Source organism: Niallia yueguangensis (assembly GCF_052663115.1).
This window is the reverse complement of sequence record NZ_JBQTCX010000004.1, coordinates 181,091-199,847: the sequence shown is the minus strand read 5'-3', so window position 1 is coordinate 199,847 and position 18,757 is coordinate 181,091. Positions and strand designations below refer to the sequence as shown.

Here is an 18,757-nt window from a genome sequence, read left to right as displayed (position 1 = left end):
TTTTATTCTCCTCTGCCTTCTTCCTCTGTAGTCCTTTTCGTTAAGATCACACTTATTGCTTGCTCTTTTAATTTCTTATATATTTTATCCGCAATAAGTTGATATCCTTTGTCGTTAGGATGAAAATAATCTTTAAAAAGCAGATTTTCTTTATCATTCGAAAAAATATCGTCGATGCGGACAAAATATGTTTGATCAAATAAGGTTAAAATATTTTCCCCGGTTGTATTCCATTCTGCAACTACTTGATTCAATTCATCTATATTAGAAAACCATTTTGTAAAAGGATTATATACACCAACTAATACAATTAGTGCATTAGGGTTGTAAGTTCTAATTGTTTTAAGTACTTCGTGTAGATTGCTCTCATAAAGTTTTTTTTGTTGTGAAAAATCGTCCAGCTGTAAATCAGACAAATGGTCACGTATTACTTTCATCATATCATTTCCACCGATTGTTAAAATGACCATATCTGCAGCTGCAATGGATTGATTTACTTCCTTTGTTTTTATTTTTTTTAATAACTGATCTGTTTTATTGCCTTTCACCCCATAATTTTCAATGGTTACTTCGCCTATTCCCCTATCCTGTTCTAATAATCTTGTTAAGTAAGGAATATATCCGCCTTTCCCTGTACTATCTCCGACCCCTTGTGTTAAAGAATCTCCAGCTGAAACAATTTTAACATCTTGAGGAAAAAAAGTTTCGGGAATATTTTCTTTATTCACAACCATCGTTTCTTTCACACCATTATATTGAAGCACCGCATCTTTCGAACAAGATGTTGCCAAAAGAAGAGACAGGCAAATAATAAGAAAGAGACTTGATTTCTTCATTATTAACCCCTACCTTTTTATCCGTAGTATTCAAAATCACCTTACAAAAAATTTGCAAATTTGTAAAGAACTTAAAGGAACATTGTTTTCTATTATAACATAGATTTAAGTGAAAGCATTTTGTTTACATTTATCATTTATCCATTTTTACACATCTATACATGATAGGTTTTACCAAATTAAACGATTCTTTTTTTGCTCATTTCCTAAATAAATACTAGAATGAACTTCTCCTCACAACTCCGTAAAGATAGGGAAATATGTAACACAGTCTCCTTTTTCCAATAATAAAAAAGCCAGACGCTTATATGTCTGACTCATTTCTAGAAGGAGTTTGTTTTATTAACTTTTCTCCTTTTTTTTCATAATAAAGATTTCGTAACACATATGTTTTATACAGTTCTAGCTTTTTATGTTCAATAGGATGTCTGTTTAGACCTAACGCCTTTAACTGGCTGATAAACCAACCTTTTGTCCCATAATAAGCCATATCCTTTCCCCCTTCTACTAATCTTTTATAGAATCCGAACTTAGAAATTTTTTCTTTAATTCACTATATGAAGGAAGAAAGAAAATATGACAAATAAGTGTATTTTATTCCATCGCGTACAAACAAAAAACCTTCACTCTTCCAAAAAAATAGAAGAACGAAGGTTTTTATTCACACTAGCAAATGGAATAAATTTGAATCTTTATTAATTTCCGTATAAGCAAATCCTTTTTTATCCATTCTTTCAATTAACCCTTTGTAATCCTCTGGATACTTTAATTCTAATCCAACTAACGCCGGACCACTACCTCTATTATTTTTTTTCGTATATTCAAATCTTGTAATATCATCGTCTGGACCCAATACCTCATCAAGGAACTCTCTTAGAGCACCAGCTCTTTGAGGGAATTTCACGAGAAAATAATATAATAATCCTTCATATAATAAGGATCTTTCTTTAATTTCCTGCATTCTGTCGATATCATTGTTTCCACCGCTGATGACAATCACTACATTTTTTCCTTTAATTTGCTCTTTATAAAAATCAAGTGCTGCGACAGGCAATGCACCTGCAGGCTCTGCTACTATGGCATGTTCATTATATAAAGAAAGAATAGATGTACAAACCTTTCCTTCTGGTACTAGTACAATATCATCTAAAAGTTCCTGACAGATTTCAAAATTCTTTGCGCCAACACATTTTACAGCAGCACCATCAACGAATTTATCAATTTCATCCAATGAAACAAGTTCTTTGCTAAGAATGGATTGTTTCATGGAAGGTGCACCTGCAGGCTCTACACCGATCATTTTTGTTAACGGCGAAACACTTTTAATATAAGTGCTTAAACCTGCCATTAATCCACCACCGCCAATGCTGGCGAATACGTAATCTATCTGCTCCTCGCAGTCATTCATAATTTCAATCGCAACAGTTCCTTGACCAGCAATAACATTTTCGTCATTAAAAGGATGGATAAACGCTCTCTCTTCCTTTTCTGCACAGGAAACAGCTTCTACATAAGAATCATCAAATGTATCTCCTACTAAAATAATTTCGACAAGATCTCTTCCAAACATTTTTACTTGGCTGACCTTTTGCTTTGGAGTAGTTGCAGGCATAAAAATTTTCCCATGAACACCTAAATAACGACAGGCATATGCAACTCCTTGTGCATGATTTCCTGCACTTGCACAGACAACCCCATTTTTTATTTGTTCCTTTTTCTGCATCTTCATCGAATAAAATGCACCTCTTAATTTAAAAGAGCGCACATGCTGCAAGTCTTCTCTTTTTAAATAGATATTACAATCATATTTTTCAGAGAGCCTTTCATTTTTTTGTAAAGGAGTATGGGCTACTATATCTTTAATTCCCTGGTATGCAATCATAATATCCTCCAACTGCACCCATTTTTTCATTACATTCTGTTCCATATCCTCAAACCTCATTTCTACCCATCTTAATTTGTACATTATAACATGTTCCCACATGTTTTCCATCCTTTAAGATTAATTTTTTAGATATTTTAAAATCTTGCTACACTTTTGGATGCGTAAAATTTTATGATTGGGTTATATTTGTTTTTAGTTATTTTTTACATTACAATAAAAATACGAGGAGTGATAAAGTGAATTTTTCTATAAAAGAGGAAATTGTGAATAGCATCACACACGGCATCGGTTTTTTATTAAGCATTCCAGCCCTTGTTATGTTAATTCTGTTTGCTGTGAAAACAGGCGATCCATGGAGAGTAGTCAGCTTTACCATTTTTGGATCCACAATGATTATTCTCTATTTATGCTCCACCCTTTTACATAGCATCACGCACAAAAAACTAAAAGATTTTTTCGAAATATTAGATCATTCTGCTATTTATTTATTAATAGCCGGAACCTATACGCCATTTGTGTTAGTTTCTATTAAAGGGGCTTTAGGCTGGACTTTATTTGGAATTGTTTGGGGACTAGCAGTTTGCGGCATTGTATTTAAATGCTATTTTGTGAAAAGATTTCTTATCATGTCAACCGTTCTTTATGTGATTATGGGATGGCTGATGGTAATCGGAATAGTGCCGTTATACCATTCAATTGGCACATCCGGATTTGTGCTACTATTTCTTGGCGGCATATTGTATACCGTTGGCAGTGTTTTTTACGTATTGCAAAAAATCCCTTATTTTCATGCTGTATGGCATGTATTTGTTTTATGTGGCAGCAGTCTTATGTATTTTTGTATTTTATTTTATGTATAAAAAAAGCGCAGGCGCCGGAGCTAGACAATTTTTAACTTTATAAATTTTATGCTTTCTTATCTTATAAAAAACAACGAAATTGCAGATGGCAATTTCGTTGTTTTTTTAGATGAGCAATTAATTACCTTTTCGTTCGTAAATAAAAAAGGTGTAATCTACATTATTTTTTTCATCTTTTATGCCTTTTTCCTCCGAAATGATTTTCCAATTACTCCAATCGAGGTCTGGAAAATAAGTATCTCCTTGGTACGCCTCATCAATTTTTGTTATATATAATCTATCTGCAATATTTAATGTTTCTTTAAATATTTCCGCACCGCCGATAATAAAAATTTCTTCCTCGTTTTTTGTTTCACTCCATGCTTTTAACTCTTCCATTGAATGTAAGATCGTGCAATCCTCACATTTAAACTGCTCATTTTTTGTTAAAATGACATTTTCCCTATTAGGCAAATTCCTGCCGATCGAATCCCTTGTTTTCCGCCCCATTACAATTGGATGACCTGTTGTTACTTTTTTAAAATATTTTAGATCCTCAGGAAGATGCCATGGAAGTTCATTTTTATATCCGATTACATTATTTTGATCCATTGCCACGATTAAGGAAATCATACACTTACCACTCCTTTAATATGAGGGTGCGCTTCGTAGTTAACAATTTGAAAATCTTCATAGCTAAAAGAGAATATATCTTTAACCTGCTTATTTATTTTTAATTGCGGCAGCGGTTTTGGATCTCTCGTAAGCTGCAATTTTATTTGGTCAAGATGATTGGTATAAATATGTACATCTCCGAAAGAATGAATAAATTCTCCAACTTCCAAATCGCATACTTGCGCAATCATATATGTTAACAAGCTATAAGAAGCTATATTAAAAGGCACACCTAAAAACACATCTGCAGAACGCTGATATAGCTGACAAGAAAGTTTGCCGTCTGCAACATAAAATTGAAACAAGCAATGGCATGGCGGCAATGCCATTTTTGGAAGATCTCCAACATTCCATGCACTTACAATTAAACGTCTTGAATCAGGGTTTGTTTTTAGCGTAGAAATCAAGTCAGATATTTGATCAATTACATCGCCGTCTCTAGAAGTCCATGAACGCCATTGATGTCCATAAACAGGGCCCAAATTACCGTTTTCATCCGCCCATTCATTCCAAATGCGCACATTATGATCTTGTAAGTATTTAATATTAGTATCTCCATTTAAAAACCATAATAATTCATAAATAATCGAACGTAAATGAAGCTTTTTTGTTGTAATAAGAGGAAAACCCTCAGCTAAATTAAAACGCATTTGATAGCCAAATGAACTGATTGTACCTGTTCCAGTACGATCCTCTTTTTTTACTCCTTTTTCCAAAATATGCTCACATAATTGCAAATATTGTTTCACAGTAATAACATCCTTTTTTGGTCAATATTTATTATAATATCATTTTAATGACTTAATAAACTCATACGTAAGTGGGGCAACGGTTTTTAAACGTTCTTTTTCCAAACCGCCTGTATAAAACATCGCAAATGTTTCAGCAAAATATTCCTCTGCATATAAGTGGAAATAAGGCCTATTTGGAAATAACACCCACTTTTCTTTATTCCATATATTTAAATAAGCTCTTTTTTTACTATAATGATTGAGTACTTTAGAGTCAATAGAGTGTGCTAGTTCATGATACTCTAAATTTACCGAACCATGTCCATTTCCCTTTTCGCTTGCACCGATTTTAACAAGAACAATCTGTCCTCCCCCAATGCCGGGCACGTTATCCCAAGTCTTTTTTGACTGGTAACCTCGTGGAATTACTCCAGCAAGGTTTTTTGCAGTTGGATTATCCGTTAGTTTTCCAGTATATAATTTCACTTTAATGCCTTTATCTATTATTTTTTTTATCAATGTAGCAGGCAGCTTGTTTAGTCTGTTTATAATCGCTGCTGCTTCTTGTTCATCAAAAGTTGATGCTGGCAAAAGAATCATGTTTTCCAAATTTTTTTGCGCGTCCGATGATAACTCTTTTTTTAATGGTGATAAAAACGGATAATTTTTTAATAATATCCCATCTAGCTGCAATTGGGAATTTCCCATTAGGATAGACACAAAGCTAATCATTAAAAACGGTAAAAAAATTTTTCGTTTCTTCATCCTGTCTCCCTCTTTCTCTATTTTTTCATCGTGTTGTCTGTTGTTTACGCTTCAAACAGAGAAGAGAAGCAAATATATGAATCTATTTATTTGATATTCTATCTATTATAACATAGATAGAATAGGAGAAAGAATAGCATGTAATGGTAGCTTCCAACAAAAAAGGCAATCCACCAAAGTGAAACAAAGCAATTTAGATAAAAATCGGTTGAAAACCCGCTTCTTATTTATTGTTTGTTTCACTAAGAGAATTACCTTTGTCTATTTATTTTTACTAGTTTTTAAACTTCTAATCCGTAATTACGGCATAATGCAGCAAGTCCTCCAGAAAAACCGCTGCCTATTGCATTAAATTTCCAGTCGCCATTATGTTTATATAATTCACAAATAACCACTGCTGTTTCGACAGAAAAATCTTCTCCTAAATCATATCGTAAAATTTCATTGTTTGTTTCTTCATTTACAACCCGAACGAATGCATTGCTAACTTGTCCAAAATTTTGGCTGCGCAGCGAAGCATCATGAATCGTAACTGCAATGCCAACTTTGTGAACATGTGCAGGAATTTTCGAAAAGTCGATGATAATTTGTTCGTCATCGCCATCTCCTACACCGGTGCGATTATCGCCAGTATGCTCCACTCCACCGCTCGGATGCTGCAAATTATTATAGAATACAAAATCGACATCATTTACTACTTTTCCATTCTCATTGGCTAAAAAAGCAGATGCATCCAAATCAAAATCAGCTCCACCATCATATCGGTTTGTATCCCAGCCTAATCCGATAATAGCTCTTTTTAAGCCAGGATTTGTTTTCGTCAAATCAATACGTTGTCCTTTTGATAAGTTGATACTCATACTCTTCCTCCTAATAGTTTGATAATGTCTCTATTACTTATTTATGAATACGACTTTACTACTTCTCCTAAACTTCCTGCACTTGTTCCCGTCCCAACTGCTGCAAATTTCCATTCTTGTCCGTAACGGTATAATTCGCCAACAATTAAACTCGTTGTTCCACTATAATCATCTGTTAAATTGTAATGAATTAAGCTGGATTGTGAATTTGGATTCACAATTCGAATAAAGGCATTTTGAATCATGCCGAAATGCTGCCTTCTTTTTACCGCATCGTAAATATTAACAACAAATACAAGCTTATGAATATTAGATGGAACACGGCTTAAATCTACATGTACTTGCTCATCGTCTCCATCTCCAGCACCTGTTAAATTATCACCAGAATGTTGAACACTGCCATCTTTACTTTTTAAATTTCCGAAATAAATAACATCACTATTATGTAGTACTTTATCATTTTCACCTAACATAATGACAGAGGCGTCACAATCTACATTGGCAGTTGAACCGCCACCAAATAAGGAACCTAATAGTCCTCCCCCTTTTTGTTGAACGGGATCCCATCCAAGACCTACCATTATTTTTGATAAACCAGGATTTCCTTTTGTTAAATCTACTCGTTGTCCTTTTTGCAAGTTAATCGCCATTATTTACCACTCCTATATTTTATTATCAGAATTTATATGTCTTAAGTTAGATAATTGTCTAGCTCCGACGCCTATCGCCTATCGTACTTCAGGTCTCCTCCCTACGATAAGTCAACCACCTGCGCTTTTCTTATTTATCCTTTTAATTTCATTTGCTTAAAATTATTTTGCAGTTGTTCTAGTTTTTTTGTCCCCTCTGCTCGAAGACGCTTATTTTCTTCTTCAATGGACTTCGTTTCCTGCATCCCCTTCATAATAATATTCCATGATTCTTCAATCGTTTCAATTTTAATGCTTGGAGCTCCTGCAAGTCTTGCAATATCTACACTTTGTTGGGAAATATTTTGGGCATTACGCACAAGCATTTCATTCGTGCGGCGATCTAATTCGCTCATACTGTCAGCCACTAGCTTTTGCCTTTTTGCAGCGACTGCTTGGATTAGTCCATTTTTAAAAATAGGAATCGTTGTCACAAATGCAGAATTGATTTTTCCAATCAATTTTGTATTCCCTCGCTGTAAAAGACGTATTTGCGGGGCTGTTTGCAGCGATACCATTTTTGCCATTTCCAGATCATATACGCGCTGGTCTAAAAGTTCAATCGCATTTCGTAAAGAGTCTAATTGCATTCCAGCAAGCTGATCGCCTGATGCTGCTTTTTGCTCAAGCTGGGGCAGCACATTTTGTTTCAGTTCGTCTGACTTTACTTGGCCTGCAACAGCATATTTTTCCAATGTTAAATAATATTGATAATTCTGCTCATACATTTCATCCAACATCGTAGTTGAGTCTACCATTTCTTTTTGATATTTGGAGATTTCCACATATACTTTATCAATCTCTTGGCCCATCGATTGATATTTTCCAAATAACTTTTCCATTATTTTTTCGCTTTTTTTAAATAATTTACCGAAAAAACCACCAGAAGACTGCTCAAAATCTTTTTTATCAAATTTATCCATGATGCGGCCAAGCTGTTTTAATAATTCTCCAGAGTCTTCCACTTTTGTGGTTTTCATATTATTTAAAATTTGATCTGAAAATCTGGATATTTGGACAGCAGGCTCTTTGCCAAACTCTAATATTTGAATTTGATCTCGTTCATCAATCGAGCTGGCTAATTGCAGCACTTCTGGTTCCTTTTTTAAGGCTAATTTAATTTCTGATACTCTATCTTCTGTTAATACATCTGTTTCTTGACTGCCTGCGAATGGCGAATTAGATGGTTGCATACTATTCATCGTAAATCTCCCCTTCTTTTATTTAAAATACCGTTATAAAATATTTTTTTAATGAAGGATTTTTCCTTAAACTCCATTTCAAAAACAACATCCTCTAATAAATGTTTATCAAAAAGGTCTTCTTTTACATAATTCTCTATATCCATATGGCCAGCTGGATTATAAAGTATGATATCAATGCCGAATGTATTAAGCAGCAGCAATACAGCTGCATCCTCCCTTGAAAAAACACCATTTTGTTCCGTCTTAAATAGGATCATACTCGGAACTTCTTGAGAATAGTCAAATTTCTGTAATAATTTTAAAATATCCGGCGGCAGTAATAGTCCTTGAGAAAATAAAAAGATAGCCGCTTCTTCTTCTGTTTCATTCAGAAGTGGTTGTAAAAATGGTTTATCACAAACAGTTCGGATCGCATGTGCAATTCCTTTTTGCAAACCGATTGGCAATCGTCCATAATTCCAATAATGGGCATTGATCATTAAGTCGCAATCCAATTTTCCATCTTTCCCTAAAGCATTTCGATAATGAAATCGAAAATCACTGACTACCGCACGAGTAAAAGGAAAATCTTTGATTAATAATGCATGTGGAGCAGACGAGATGGTGTGCAATCGATCCCAATATTCTTTACGGTTTTTGCTTACACCAAATACTTTAGCAAAAATAGTCGGAATTTTCACTTCCCCATTGCTTACCTCAAAGTTTGGACGAATCATCGCCATTTCTTTTTCTAATAAAAACAACTCATCATACGTTGTTTTTAAAGTTACCGACATCGGCAAATAGTTTCTCAGCTGCCATGGTTTATACAACCCAGAGCCTTCATGATTTAAAATGCTTTCTATTTCTCTTGAAGCTCTATATGCTACGGTTGCTGTTCGTCGTCTTTTTTCTGTCGGAAAGCTTTCTGCTTCTTTTGTTTGTGGATATTTATGTGTAAATGCTGTTTTCTCATGTAAGGATAACTGTTCCAACACATCTGTGCCATTCGGATGAACAAACACTAAATCACATCCTATTTCCTGCAAATACATTAAAAAGTAGGCTTGGCTTTTTTTCGCATGTCCGTACCACATAAATTTCGGCATTTGCCCGTTTATCATACTATTATTTAATGCAGGATCTAAATGATTGATGGACCATTTTATCATATCGACAAGTACTCTTCTTAGTTCACTATTTTGCATTCCGTTTGCTTCTACTTTAGCAAAATGCTGAAATACCGCATTCATTGCTTCTCGAATTTTGCGGTGAACAGATGGAATGCTTGACTTTAACAAGAGGTTTTCCCCATCTAAAAATGCAATAAACCGATTAATGGATAAGTTTTGATCTTGAAAAATATTCATCACTTTTTGAATAGCCTGAAAATATTTATTATCCATCACTCTGTTTAACGTTTCATCCGTTAATAAAATGAGACTATTCTCTTCTTGATAAATCCACTCAAATATTTGATTATAATATTCATCTTCATCAACAGGTATACCAAGCAGCTTTACCATTACTTGCCCAAATGTCAGGTTTCCATTGTCTTCTTTATAAGCAGGCCGATCTTTTATTGGTCTATTTAAAAGTTCATACCAGTTATCCAGTGACAAAGGAAGTATTTGATTATTAATTGTATGTACCTTTTCGTTCATTTTCTCCACTTCCCTTTATAAGCAAATAGGAGATTCTTTTTTACCATATATCTAAAAAAGAAATCTAATAAAGGTTGTTCAAAAAAATTTAGATTCTCGACCCTAGGCTCGATCCACTTTGATTATTCTTATTCTTGAACATTCACTTATTGCAGATGCAGATAATGTCTTATTATTTCACAAAATTACTACTTTTATCTTATCATAGCAAAAACATAATGCTAAATATTTTCCTATCTTTCATACGAATATGGTGATAAAAAAGTTTCATTTTTTATCAACCGCTTATGTTTCACATTGATCTGCCCTATTGCATATCATACAGTACTCTTGGCAAGTAGGTGTTGTTCTATGAGACTGTTATTTCGTAAATTTTCTTATCATGAGCTAGAATCAGAAATAAAGCTCGTTCAAACGATCTTAAGTTCGACTGTTTATCTTTTTATCGACCTGTTTATTATGAATTTAATTCTATGTTTTTTTGCTGGTGTTTTTTTTCATTCTTTTTTTATAGCATTTCTTCTGTTTATTACTGTCTATGCTTTTTTTGTATCCTTTTATTATCTATTAAACATTTGGTTTAAAAAACCTTCTGATTAACTAGCTGGTGAACCTTCTCGATAATTTCTTCACCAGCAAGCACTCCCTTACTCTTCGTTAAATAATAATGGTTGGCAAATTCTCTTTCGTAAGCAAGTTCTCCATGTGAAGGAATAAAAGGTCTCGTGCAACCTTCAAGCAAAGGAAAGTCTAATACAGAATCTCCTGCCCCTGCTACTGTTTTTATTCCTTCTCTGTTTTGAATAAATTTCATTGCTTCTCCTTTGCAAACAGGCAACGGCATAAAATAGAGCTTCCTTCCTTGCAATGAAACTTTCCAGCCGAAAGATTTGGCGAGATCTACAATAATTTCTTTCATTTCTCTACTGATCTCACTCTTTAATATATAATAAATAAAGAGATTATCTGCTATTTTTAACGTGCCGTTAATCGAGAACCTTTCTAGCTTCTGCAATAGCATTTCCTTTTTTAAGCATTCCATTTCCAATCTTTTTGCTACATGTTTTTTCCATTCTTCGATTTTTTTTCCTTTATAATAAATGACTGCTCCGTTACTGGAAACACTATACGATACTTTTATTTCCTTTTTAAAAATAAATACTCTTTCATATTGTTCAAAAGTTCGCGTGGTTACCGGTACAAAAAACAGTTGATTTGCTACCTCTTTTAAAAGTTGAAACGATCGTTCTGTCATAAAAGCGACGTTTTCCCCATTTTTTGTTTCCACTGCCACCAGCGTATGATTGATAAGGATATTCATTGATTCCAGCGCTCTTGTTGAATAAATGATCGTTCTGTCTAAATCAGATGCAAACATCATCCAGATTTCCCCACCTTTTTTATTAATCCACAGCAGGTATAGCTCATATGCTGATAAGGAATGATTTCAACGCCTTTTTCTTTTGCCAGCATCACAATATGCCTAACGTATGGACTATTAGGATCTTTTATTAATATTTTCCAAGGTACTCTTCTCAACAGCACCCTTGTTGTTTCCCCTACTCCTGGTTTCACGTAATGGATAGAATCAATTTGAAATTCTTCTTTTATCGTGAACACTTCCTCCATGCCTTTAAAAGTAATTTCTTGACCTTCGCTATTTTTAATCGTAGCTTCTGTAATTTCCTCTTGATTTAAGCCGTTAAATTCTGCTGTAATTTCTTCTAAATAATCGTTAGAAACATCAAACGGCAGCAGTTCTTGATAAAATTTTGCTCCATGAAAATCTTCTTTGCCAATATAAGCATCATTTAAGACGGTTCTGCTAATAAGTCCCGATACTGTTGAATTCAAACAAGCACTTGGGATTAGAAAATCCTCTCTAGTTCCAAATAAACTTGTACAATAGCCTGGGTCTGCAAGCACTGCCAATGTGTCATCCAACATAACTCCATATTTTTTATTAAAATGTTGGCAGGCCTTTGTTAGTTCATTCGAAATCGCCCCTTTGCCTGTCCATCCATCAATAAACTGAATACGGCAGTCTTTATGTTTTTGTAAAATATAAAGTAGTGCATTTTCGTCTATTCCTTTACCTCTAATAATAGAGATACTGTAGTGCGGCAAATTGACACCATATTGCATTTTTATGTATCTTTTTATTAATATTCCAATCGGAGTACCCGCTCTTGCTAATGATACAAGCACAGTTTGATTCCCTGTTTTTTGATAAATTTGTTCGGCAACAATTGCTGTACATTGTGCTACCTTTTGTTTATATTCATTTAATGCATTAGAAAACAACTGCAAATAATGTTCTGGGGGATTATATTCGATTGGCAAGGTTTCGCTGTAATGCTGGCCATTTTGAATCCGTTTCTCTCTGTCTACCGTTGAACCTTCCAATTGTAAATTGCTTAAATCTTTTAATAGGAATTGAACATCTTCTTTTTTATAAGAACCAAACTTTACGCTATTTTTCACTTCCACTTTTTCACCCTCCAAAGCAATAAACAATATTTATTTTTTTAATAGAAGTTTCTTTAAAAATGTTTATTAACTGCTGGATTTTATCTGAATCTACTTTTCTTTCAAAAAGGATAAAAACTTCTTCATATGGATGAGCTTCTAAATTATATAAATGATTGACGATGTGCTGATCTTCTGGATTCGGAAACGTAAAAGCAGTTTTTACGCCATAATGCGCTTCATCATTTGCATAGATGGGACTTCTAGTAGTCGACTGATAATAAATATTTTCGCCCATATAACTTGCTATTTTCATCGGAATATACATAAATTCACCTGTCCCGACAATTAGCGTTTTTTCTGCCTTTTTTTTGGAAGATAGATAGTATCCTGCCTTTTTTATCCACTGGTCATCTGTTTGGTTTGTTTCTATCCCAAACCGTCCTGTATCTAGTAAATAATGACAAGTATTTCGTTCACCCGAACAGGTGCACGATGTAAAAGGAATGATTCTATCAGCAGTAAATTCAGTAAGATCAACATATTCTATTTGAATCGCATGATCTTGCCACTCACTATGTGTTTTAGCAGAGGAATGAGTTAGGGAATAGCCATTGCCTTCATGAAGCTTAAAAGTACCTTTTAGCAAGCTGACAAAATGGACGTTAATGCCCAACTCTTCTTCAAGTTCTGCCATTGCTTTTTCCTGTTCAGCTGATCTCCAGTCAAGGATGGAAACGACCGTATATTTTTTGCGCGGATACTTTTTTTGAATCGCTCGGATAATATTTATTGCCGTATTGCCGGTTGTTAATTCATCATCCACTAAAATAACTTCTCTGTTATTATGTAACAATGACTCATCAACATAACAACGATGGGACGTGGCATGGGAATGCTCTTCCTCGAAAGAAATAACCGATGAAACTTCATTCACATTTTCCCTTGTTGTATGAAAAAAAGCGGCATCTTTAAATGCTTGATAAAAACTATGTCCAAGAGCAGTAGCTGTTTCTGCAAACCCAATAATGACAGGTGAAGATATCTCTTTATTTACAAAGGAAGTATCTTTAAAGTCGGATAAAAAATGGGGATAATAATTTAATAGCTCTGCACGTTTCAAAGACTTTTTTTCCGTCATAACTTCTACATATCGAGCCGCAAGCAAAAAACCTGTTAGCAATCCTGTTTTCGGATCTATTGGAATATGCTTTCCTAATAGTTTGCTGACAAATAAAAAAGACCGTTTCTTATTTATTCTCGCTGCCATACTAAAAAAATCTTCAATCGGCAGCTGAAATGGATTTTCCTCTATTTCTATTTCCATTTTCAATTCATCGATTATTGGCAGCAAAATTTTCTTGTTTAAGTAAGTCAATGTATGTAAATTCTTCATGAAACACCCCGTACACTTTTGATTTTAATAGTATTTTCTGCGCCCAATAATAATGGGGTTTAATTTCATTCATTTTATTGGAAAAACTGCTTTTCATGACACCAATTTCTCCATTATTACTGTCTACAATATTACAAGCATCATAATACTCTTCATAAGATACAACATTTAATGCTTGTACTGGTTTAATATGGGTAGGATGAATGATCGTTTTTCCAGTTAATCCATTAGTAATATCCATTAACACTTCACGAATTAAGCCATCCATATGCTTATCAATTAATTGTGTCCGCATTTTCATCCCTGCTTTACCGTATCGTTTGCGAAAAGGAGTTTCCCTTAACTGTGGAATCAGCATTCGTTCTTTTGCAGAAAAATATTCCCAAACAGGGCCAGAAACAACATAAGGGGTGTCCGCTCTAAGAAAAACGTTGACAATGTCACTAATACAATCCCGGATGATCGCGACGTCGTAAACGGTCGTATCAGTATTTCGGCGAATTCCGTATAATCCGCAAAAGTCTGTAGCTCCGATTCTAACATTTAAAATCAATTCTTTATATTGATCCAACACTTCTTTGATGGATAAAAGCTCTGCCAGCCTCGTTTCTTTTTCGATAATTTTTTTTGTTTCAAGAATAGGCATCGCATATAATACATTGCCACTATGATTGTGAAGCTTTAATTCTTTTAAAATAATCCTGCCAATGGCTGCATCAAATTTTGGGATAACAATACCTGTTAATAAGTCGAGACAACTTATTAATGATGTCTTCATTCTTAAAAACTGTTCAACCGAGCGAATTCGTATAAATAGTAAAGGAAGTTCATTTTTTATCACTTTGCCAGCATCTATCCCTTCCTTTATTTTTATTAGCTCTTCCACTAGTTTTTTTTCCGCTGATTCCACTTCGTGATCCCCAATAGAATCTTCTAAACAAATAACCATGGAAGTCAAAGAAGGATGTTTTTTGTTTAAAAGATCTTGATAAATAGTTGGTCTTGTAGCAGGCATATATAAAGTAGATGCCAATGCATAGGCTAGCAGTTCTTTATCCGAAGCAGTGGATAATTCTTCTGGTGCTTTATAAAATAGACGTTCTATTTGTTTTTCCGTTAAATCGGAGAATAATTTCATCCTGTTGGCCCCAATCTTTTATGTTTTTCATCACTTTTCATTTTCGTACAGGGAAACAGTTAAAAAAGAGGATTTATACTGGAGAGTTTTTCTTGTGGTATCAGCTTAATCTTTTTCGTTGCAAATTAGAGAAAGAAAGGGAACGGACCGATGTCTGAACCCTTTCTATAAAAATCATTATACTTCCTTTTGCTGCTCTTTCTTTTTATTCATAGCATGAACAACAAATGTTGCCGCAAATGCAATCAATAAAATGCCAAAGAAGACTATGTGGCTAATATGGATATGGAATACACCTAAAAACATTTTAACGGAAATGATAAGAATTAAAATATAGGCAGTTCCTTCTAATTCAGGTATACGGTCGATTAATTTTAAAAACACGCCTGCAACTCCACGCATCATTAATACCCCTAACATACCGCCTATTAGCAATACCCATACCTCATTACTTACCCCAAATGCTGCCAGCACACTATCTACAGAGAAGGCAATATCCATTAATTCTACCGAAATAACAGTACCCCAAAATGTTCCAAACAGACGAAGCAATAGTCCACCTTTATTGATGCCATGTTCTTCTTCCGCATCTTCTTCTGGACTGTTTTCTTTCCGTTTATCAATAAAGTACTTGATGGCAAGATACGCTAAATAAGCAGCCCCTAGTACTTTTACCCACCATAGCTTTATTAAAATTACACCGATTCCGATCGCAATAAAACGGAATATATAAGCTCCTAATAAGCCGTAAAATAATGCTTTTTTTCTTTTTTCCGGCGGTAAGTGTTTGACCATTACTGCAAGAACAAGCGCATTATCTGCAGATAATAAACCTTCTAAAATAACTAACGTGCCAATCAATCCCCAGCTTACTGGATCTGATAAAACTCTCCCCCACATTCCCCAGTCAAAAAACTGGGAATACGTATGGATAAAACTTTCAAAAATCCCCATTCTAATCTGTTCCTCCTGTTTGCTTGCAATTTACTGTTTATTAACCAACTTGTAAACCAAAATCTGTTGCAAGAGCAGCTAAACCGCCTTGATAGCCACTGCCGATTGCACTAAATTTCCATTCATTATTATGACGATATAATTCCCCAACCACAAGTGCTGTTTCAATGGAGAAATCTTCTCCTAAATCATAGCGAATTAGTTCTTCGTTATTTTGCTCGTTTAAGATACGAACATATGAATTGGAAACTTGCCCAAAGTTTTGGTTTCTAGCCTCTCCATCATGGATTGTAATAGTAAAAGTAATGCGTTTAATTTCATTAGGCACTGCTTGAAGGTCAACAATAATTTGCTCATCATCCCCATCACCAGCACCAGTGCGGTTATCACCTGAATGAACAACAGCACCATTCGCACCTGTCGCATTATTATAAAAAACAAAATCTTGTTCAGATGTTACTTTTCCATTGTCTCCTAATAAAAACACGGAAGAATCTAGATCGAAATCTTTACCTCCATCGTACTTATTTACATCCCAGCCAACTCCGACAACAACTTTTGTTAGTCCTGGATTACCTTTTGTTAAATCTACTTTTTGACCTTTTGATAAACTGATTGCCATGATTCATACCTCCAAAAATCTTTAGAATATCTTATCTACGTTCATTTTCAATAAAAGTTTCAGTATTTTTAAAAATAATGATATACTAACTCATCCATTTAGGTGGAGTATTTTTATCCCAATATATTTCCCCTAAATAATAATGGGAGTGAAAATCGTCATGATACGTATGATAATGAAAATTAAACCAATATCCCTCTTGTGGGGGGCGATCCCGTCTTACATGGAAACGAATGATGTCTTTCCCTTCTTTCCTAATATGAAATATTTTCTCTGAATTTCCAGCACTAGGAAATTCCGTAACGGCTAATGCACTTAAATCTTCTTCTGGATAAATACTCGTTACTTCTTTAATCGCTTTTTCCATATTAGGAAGAATGGCAACACGAAATTCATCTTCTATAGCCGGCTTAATTTTACTGCCGAATTTTGTATAGCTTTGTGTCTCCGCCTCTTGCATCATTTTCAATAAAAACCGATCTCTTTCACTTATCCTGTCTACATCAACGTTTTGTACATTTAAATCTTCTGTTGATACAGGAGCTTCTCTTTCATCTGTCGGCTTCTTGTCATTATTATTAGCGTTATAAATCGAAGAAGGCGTTGGAGAAACAAGTCCAAAAGTTAAAATCGAAACAAAGACAACAAGACTTTTTCGAATCCAGTTAGGCATAAAACACCTCGCTTTCAAACCATCTTGCTTCAGTTAACAATATCATGTAATGTTTTACATGCCTTGCAATATTTCTTTTATCATATAATTTGACCCTATCATTATATAATAAATTTTTATCACCTATCTACCATTTTGCTTTTAATGATAGAATTATGTATATGTATAACGGAAGCCTTTTTATGTAAAATTATTGCAATCTTTTTAAGAAGAGGCTGTTTCCGTATAGATTGTTGCTTATAAAATCGCAGCCTGCATACACTTCGCTTTCCGTGGGCGAGCGTCGAGCCTCCTCGTCGCATACGCTCCTGTGGGGTCTCGTCTTTCTCGCATTCCCACAGGAGTCTACGTGTATTCCGTCTGCTGAGTACTTCTTCTCCCATTTTTAACAAACTTTGAGGAAACAGCCTAAGAAGATGAATGATTAACTATGCTACCATTCATTAGTGAACATTAGCATTTTTCAAAATAATTCCATAATGAAATTTGGCTGATTTTCTTTTCAGTACAGAAAAACCAAATTGTTCAAATCGCTTACTTCGAAAATGATCCTTTAATACGACTCTATCTTTAGCAACTCTTATAGCCTCTTCCACTGTCTCTTTTGTCAAATCATCGTAAACCGCAAGCTTGCGCAGTGGATTAATCCCATCAGAAGATAAAATTTCCGTTTCAAACATCGGATCAAAATAAACGCAATCAACACTACCTTCTTTTCTTGACTTTAAGTCTGATAATGCTAAACGGTTATTCACCGTTATTCTTTGCATGGCATCGTTTATATTCTCTGAATCTGTTTTCCATGCATGCAGACCTTTCTTCACTAAAAATGAAAGGACCTTGCTTGCTTCGTTCCCTTCTGTTCTTCCTTCTTTTCCCGTAACATAACTTGCAACAATGCTGTCAGATCCTAAGCCAACGGTACAATCTAAAAAGGAGCTTCCTTTTCTAATATTAGTTGCTTCTGCAAAGGGATCATGTTCCTTTTTTTGTATTCTTTTGATACGAAATACAGCCGAATTAGGATGGAAGAAAAATGGTTGCTGCGAATCTTTTATAAATAATTCATAACGATTTTTTCCAATTACTAATACATCATCGTTGTATTCTTTTTTTAACTTATCTACAGATTTTTTCGTTCGCTCTATATATAGAAATTGCAGTTCTTCTGCAATTTCTTTTGCTAGTGATATCATATTGGCATCTGTTCTTCCTGCCGTTGTTACAATCATCTTATTACTCCTGGTTAGCTGCTCTTTTTTTATGGCTGTTTTCGTATAGATTGTTGCTTTTAAACGCGCAGCCCGAATACACTTCGCTTTCCGTGGGCGAGCGTCGAGCCACCTCGTCGCATACGCTCCTGTGGGGTCTCGTCTT

General features: G+C 34.6%; 19 protein-coding genes. 1 reads left to right on the top strand and 18 read right to left on the bottom strand.

Translation table 11 applies throughout. The features are described 5' to 3' along the window. Positions 1-2 precede the first annotated feature (2 nt). The 3 genes from ACTYA4_RS05820 to ilvA all read right to left on the bottom strand — a co-directional run bounded on the left by ACTYA4_RS05820 (position 3) and on the right by ilvA (position 2,763). Positions 3-836, bottom strand: coding sequence for an SGNH/GDSL hydrolase family protein (locus ACTYA4_RS05820; RefSeq protein ID WP_443479876.1), 834 nt, complete (start codon positions 834-836; stop codon positions 3-5). Positions 837-1,140: 304 nt separating this feature from the next. After that, positions 1,141-1,326, bottom strand: a complete 186-nt coding sequence (locus ACTYA4_RS05815; protein WP_443479877.1) for a YflJ family protein — start codon at positions 1,324-1,326, stop codon at positions 1,141-1,143. Between the two features lie 171 nt (positions 1,327-1,497). Beyond that, positions 1,498-2,763: a threonine ammonia-lyase IlvA gene (gene ilvA, locus ACTYA4_RS05810; RefSeq protein ID WP_443480162.1), complete on the bottom strand. Its 1,266-nt coding sequence runs from the start codon at positions 2,761-2,763 to the stop codon at positions 1,498-1,500. A 194-nt stretch (positions 2,764-2,957) separates the two neighbouring features. Here ilvA and trhA point away from each other — a divergent pair, with 194 nt between their 5' ends. Further along, complete coding sequence (gene trhA, locus ACTYA4_RS05805; protein ID WP_443479878.1) at positions 2,958-3,581, top strand: PAQR family membrane homeostasis protein TrhA; 624 nt, start codon at positions 2,958-2,960, stop codon at positions 3,579-3,581. A gap of 117 nt (positions 3,582-3,698) precedes the next feature. On the opposite strand, the gene ACTYA4_RS05800 is transcribed toward trhA, so the two are convergent. The 15 genes from ACTYA4_RS05800 to ACTYA4_RS05730 form a co-directional block, all read right to left on the bottom strand. Then, positions 3,699-4,193 carry a dihydrofolate reductase gene (locus ACTYA4_RS05800; protein WP_443479879.1) on the bottom strand — a complete coding sequence of 165 codons (495 nt, stop codon included), beginning with the start codon at positions 4,191-4,193 and terminating at the stop codon, positions 3,699-3,701. Then, complete coding sequence (locus ACTYA4_RS05795) at positions 4,190-4,984, bottom strand: thymidylate synthase (RefSeq protein WP_443479880.1); 795 nt, start codon at positions 4,982-4,984, stop codon at positions 4,190-4,192. The genes ACTYA4_RS05800 and ACTYA4_RS05795 overlap by 4 nt, the downstream gene beginning before the upstream one ends. A gap of 39 nt (positions 4,985-5,023) precedes the next feature. Beyond that, on the bottom strand, positions 5,024-5,731 hold the full coding sequence (locus ACTYA4_RS05790; RefSeq protein ID WP_443479881.1) for an anthrax toxin lethal factor-related metalloendopeptidase: 708 nt from the start codon (positions 5,729-5,731) through the stop codon (positions 5,024-5,026). 281 nt (positions 5,732-6,012) lie between these two features. Beyond that, on the bottom strand, positions 6,013-6,591 hold the full coding sequence (locus ACTYA4_RS05785; protein WP_443479882.1) for a TerD family protein: 579 nt from the start codon (positions 6,589-6,591) through the stop codon (positions 6,013-6,015). A 41-nt stretch (positions 6,592-6,632) separates the two neighbouring features. Next, positions 6,633-7,241 (bottom strand): TerD family protein, encoded by a 609-nt coding sequence (locus tag ACTYA4_RS05780; protein WP_443479883.1) that lies wholly within the window; start codon positions 7,239-7,241, stop codon positions 6,633-6,635. Between the two features lie 134 nt (positions 7,242-7,375). Next, on the bottom strand, positions 7,376-8,473 hold the full coding sequence (locus tag ACTYA4_RS05775; protein WP_443480163.1) for a toxic anion resistance protein: 1,098 nt from the start codon (positions 8,471-8,473) through the stop codon (positions 7,376-7,378). 5 nt (positions 8,474-8,478) lie between these two features. Next, the gene (locus ACTYA4_RS05770) at positions 8,479-10,128 is read right to left on the bottom strand and encodes a YceG family protein (protein WP_443479884.1); all 1,650 of its coding nucleotides are present in this window, start codon (positions 10,126-10,128) and stop codon (positions 8,479-8,481) included. Positions 10,129-10,708: 580 nt separating this feature from the next. After that, positions 10,709-11,509: a hypothetical protein gene (locus ACTYA4_RS05765; protein ID WP_443479885.1), complete on the bottom strand. Its 801-nt coding sequence runs from the start codon at positions 11,507-11,509 to the stop codon at positions 10,709-10,711. Further along, entirely contained in the window at positions 11,506-12,618 is a 1,113-nt protein-coding gene (locus ACTYA4_RS05760) for a cysteine protease StiP family protein (RefSeq protein WP_443479886.1), read from the bottom strand. Before ACTYA4_RS05760 ends, ACTYA4_RS05765 begins: the two co-directional genes overlap by 4 nt. 4 nt (positions 12,619-12,622) lie before the next feature. After that, on the bottom strand, positions 12,623-13,993 hold the full coding sequence (locus ACTYA4_RS05755; protein ID WP_443479887.1) for a phosphoribosyltransferase family protein: 1,371 nt from the start codon (positions 13,991-13,993) through the stop codon (positions 12,623-12,625). Then, positions 13,932-15,131: an HpcH/HpaI aldolase/citrate lyase family protein gene (locus tag ACTYA4_RS05750; protein WP_443479888.1), complete on the bottom strand. Its 1,200-nt coding sequence runs from the start codon at positions 15,129-15,131 to the stop codon at positions 13,932-13,934. The genes ACTYA4_RS05755 and ACTYA4_RS05750 overlap by 62 nt, the downstream gene beginning before the upstream one ends. A 177-nt stretch (positions 15,132-15,308) precedes the next feature. After that, the gene (locus ACTYA4_RS05745; protein ID WP_443479889.1) at positions 15,309-16,085 is read right to left on the bottom strand and encodes a MeeY/MeeF family manganese export membrane protein; all 777 of its coding nucleotides are present in this window, start codon (positions 16,083-16,085) and stop codon (positions 15,309-15,311) included. Positions 16,086-16,125: 40 nt separating this feature from the next. Continuing rightward, positions 16,126-16,707 (bottom strand): TerD family protein, encoded by a 582-nt coding sequence (locus ACTYA4_RS05740; RefSeq protein WP_443479890.1) that lies wholly within the window; start codon positions 16,705-16,707, stop codon positions 16,126-16,128. Between the two features lie 85 nt (positions 16,708-16,792). Further along, complete coding sequence (locus ACTYA4_RS05735) at positions 16,793-17,380, bottom strand: YpjP family protein (RefSeq protein ID WP_443479891.1); 588 nt, start codon at positions 17,378-17,380, stop codon at positions 16,793-16,795. Between the two features lie 443 nt (positions 17,381-17,823). Then, positions 17,824-18,612 carry a class I SAM-dependent methyltransferase gene (locus tag ACTYA4_RS05730; RefSeq protein ID WP_443479892.1) on the bottom strand — a complete coding sequence of 263 codons (789 nt, stop codon included), beginning with the start codon at positions 18,610-18,612 and terminating at the stop codon, positions 17,824-17,826. Between the last annotated feature and the right edge of the window lie 145 nt (positions 18,613-18,757).